Origin of the sequence: Mesorhizobium sp. M2A.F.Ca.ET.039.01.1.1, from assembly GCF_003998035.1 — a bacterium.
Classification (GTDB): Bacteria; Pseudomonadota; Alphaproteobacteria; order Rhizobiales; family Rhizobiaceae; genus Mesorhizobium.
Window position 1 is genome coordinate 1 of the sequence record NZ_RZRY01000727.1, and the last position, 2990, is coordinate 2990.

3 protein-coding genes are annotated in these 2990 nt (G+C 63.6%); 2 read left to right on the top strand and 1 reads right to left on the bottom strand.

Annotated features, from left to right (window positions below):
• Both EOA24_RS32620 and EOA24_RS32625 read left to right on the top strand, forming a co-directional pair.
• The coding region (locus tag EOA24_RS32620) for an ATP-binding cassette domain-containing protein (protein ID WP_133374725.1) at positions 1-698 on the top strand (698 nt) is incomplete at its 5' end.
• A gap of 65 nt (positions 699-763) precedes the next feature.
• The gene (locus EOA24_RS32625) at positions 764-1762 is read left to right on the top strand and encodes an ABC transporter permease (protein WP_042637227.1); all 999 of its coding nucleotides are present in this window, start codon (positions 764-766) and stop codon (positions 1760-1762) included.
• A 169-nt stretch (positions 1763-1931) separates the two neighbouring features.
• Here EOA24_RS32625 and EOA24_RS32630 read toward each other — a convergent pair whose 3' ends face one another.
• A complete protein-coding gene (locus tag EOA24_RS32630) occupies positions 1932-2912 on the bottom strand; it encodes an IS5 family transposase (protein ID WP_189354417.1) in 981 nt (326 codons plus the stop codon).
• Positions 2913-2990 lie beyond the last annotated feature (78 nt).

The window sequence follows — 2990 nt, forward strand, 5'->3', positions numbered from 1 at the left end:
TCCAGGCGCTGAAGGGCATCAGCTTTTCGATCGGACGCGGCGAGGTCGTGGCGCTGCTGGGCGACAACGGCGCCGGCAAGTCGACGCTGGCCAAGATGATCGCCGGCAATTTCCGCCCAAGCCATGGCACCATGCATCTGGAGGGCAAGGAGATTGTCATGCACAAGCCGGCGGAGGCCCGCCAGCACGGCATCGAGATCGTCCACCAGGACCTTGCGCTGTGCAACAATCTGACGGCCGCGGCAAACGTCTATCTCGGCCGCGAGCTGCGCCGCGGCATCGGCCCGTTCCGCATCCTCGACTATGCGGCGATGTACAGGCGCGCCGGCCAGCTCTTTGCCGAGCTGAAATCCGAGACGCGGCCGCGCGATCTCGTCAAGCAGATGTCGGGCGGCCAGCGCCAAGCGGTGGCGATCGCTCGCACCATGCTGTCGCAGGCCAAAATCGTGCTGATGGATGAGCCGACGGCGGCGATCTCGGTCCGGCAGGTGGCCGAGGTGCTCAACCTTATCCGCCATCTGCGCGACCAGGGCATCGCGGTTGTGCTGATCAGTCACCGCATGCCCGACGTGTTCGACGTCGCCGACCGCGTCATCGTCATGCGGCGCGGCCGCAAGGTGGCAGACAAGAAGATCGCTTCGAGCTCGCCCGAGGAAGTCACCGGGCTGATCACCGGCGCCATCGAACAGGTGGCATGACTCACGGATTTGAACGGGTGGCGTGACGCGCGGTGTTCCGCGTCCCACCTCAGGAAAGGTCGACAATGGCAGTCACCCTTGACCAGACGATCGCGCAGAAGCAGCACACTTTCCTGTCGCGGCTCCTCGCCAACCAGACATTCTGGGTGGTGATCGCGGTCATTCTCGCCTGCCTGTTCCTGTCCTTCGCGACCGATTCCTTCGCCACCTCGAAGAACCTCTTCAACATCACCCGCAACGTCACCTTCGTCGCCATCGTCGCGCTCGGCATGACTTTCGTTATCATCACCGGCGGCATCGACCTGTCGGTCGGCTCGGTGCTTTGCCTGTGCTCCATGGTGCTCGCCGTCACCATGCATGCCGGCTATTCGATCGAGATCGGCATCCTCGCCACGATCGTCACCGCGCTCGCCATCGGCGCCTTCAACGGCGTGCTCATCGCCTATGTCGGCTTTCCGCCTTTCGTGGTGACGCTCGGCATGCTCTCGGTGGCGCGCAGCCTTGCCATGGTCGCCTCCAACAACACCGTGGTCTTCCAGTTCGGGCCGGACCACCAGAAGCTCCTGGCGTTGGGCGGCGGCGCCTGGGTCTTCGGCATCGCCAATCCGGTTCTCTACATGATCATCCTGGCGCTGATCACCGGCTTCATCCTGCGCTGGACCAAGTTCGGCCGGCACATCTTCGCCATCGGCGGCAATGAGCACGCGGCGACGCTGACAGGCGTTCCGGTCAAGCAGATCAAGGTCGCCGTCTACATGATCTCGGCTCTGTCCGCCGGGCTCGCCGGCATCATCCAGACCGGCTGGCTGGGTGCGGTCACCACCAATCTCGGCACCGGCATGGAGCTGCAGGTCATCGCCGCCACCGTCATCGGCGGCGCCAATCTTGCCGGCGGTGTCGGCACCGCGCTCGGCGCCATCGTCGGCGCTGCCTTGATCGAGGTGATCCGCAACAGCCTCGGCCTGCTTGGCATCAACGCCTTCTGGCAAGGCACCTTCATCGGCGGCGCGATCATCCTGGCGGTGCTGTTCGACCGTATCCGCAACTTCCGCAGGAGCGACTAGCGCCTCTTTCTTCCTTCTCCCCGAGGAGGGTTTTGCATGGGAGTCGATATTTAGCGCACGAGGCGGATGGGCGTTTTTTGAAAGGCGCTCTGGCCGCTTTGGCGGGTTATTTTGCCTCGCTCTTGGGGCCTCAGGCCGCCTTGGCAGTGGATTTTGGGCGGACTGCGCCTCATGCCGGCTTCCTCTTCGGGAAAAGGACTGCGGCCGCTCGCTGCAGATTGTAGCCGCAGCCGGCAAGCATGCACTGCGTCCTGTTGGTGGCAAGGTTGAAGAAGCGCAGTCGCCGCATGCCGTAGCGCTGTTTGAACACTGCAAACGGCCGCTCCACTGCCGCCCGCACCTTCGAGATCAGCCGGTTGCGCTGCTTCTGACGCGGCGTCAGCGGATGGTGCTTGTTGGCTCTGTGCATCAGCCGGTCCTTGATGCCGGCCTGCTTCAGCCGGGCATGGCGGGCATGGGTGTAGTAGGCTTGGTCGCCATAGGCCGCCTTCTCGTCCCCGATGATCAGGCCGTCGGCCGGCTCGGTATCGGTGACCGATGCATCCGTGAAGTCCATGCGCCGGATCAGCGTATGAGCATCGTCGACGCTGTTGTGCACCTTATAGCCGAACACGGTCTTGTTGCCCTTGCGTCCCCAACGTGCCTCGCCATCAGCCGATGGCCGCGCCGTCGCCTCCTCACCCTTCTTCGGCTTCGCCGGCGGGCGCGCGGCGGCCTGCATGAAGGAGGCATCAATCAACGTGCCGCGCTTGACGATCAGCCCCTTCTGCTCAAGCTGCCGCGTGATCTCATAAAACACCCGGTCGATCAGCCCATCGCACTTCAGCTCCTCGCGGAAACGCCACAACGTCGAATGGTCCGGCGTGGGGTCCGACAGGCTGAAACCGGCAAAGCGGCGGAACGACAGCCGGTCGCGCAGTTGTGCCTCCAGCGAAGGATCGCTGAGATTGTTCCACACGCCAAGCAGCAGACAGCGCAGCAAGGCCTCGGCCGGATAGCTAATATTGCCCCGTCCTGGTCCGCTGCGCTGACCAAGAAGCGCCTTGATCGGCACCCAGTCGATCACTCGCGAGATCTGGTCAAGCTCCGTCACATCCGACCACACCAGCCCATCCGCAAGGCTCAGTTGTCCAAGCACGCGATCGACCATCCGAATCATCTCCCCTTCATGCCGGACATACGGAATCACCAACTCAGTTCCGTGCAAAGCCCTCCCTGAGGGAGAAGG

What these genes read in the sequence shown, in the direction of transcription:
- EOA24_RS32625 (WP_042637227.1), top strand. Translation starts at nt 764, where the DNA reads ATGGCAGTCACCCTTGACCAGACGATCGCGCAGAAGCAGCACACTTTC.
- EOA24_RS32630 (WP_189354417.1), bottom strand. Translation starts at nt 2,912, where the DNA reads ATGGTCGATCGCGTGCTTGGACAACTGAGCCTTGCGGATGGGCTGGTG.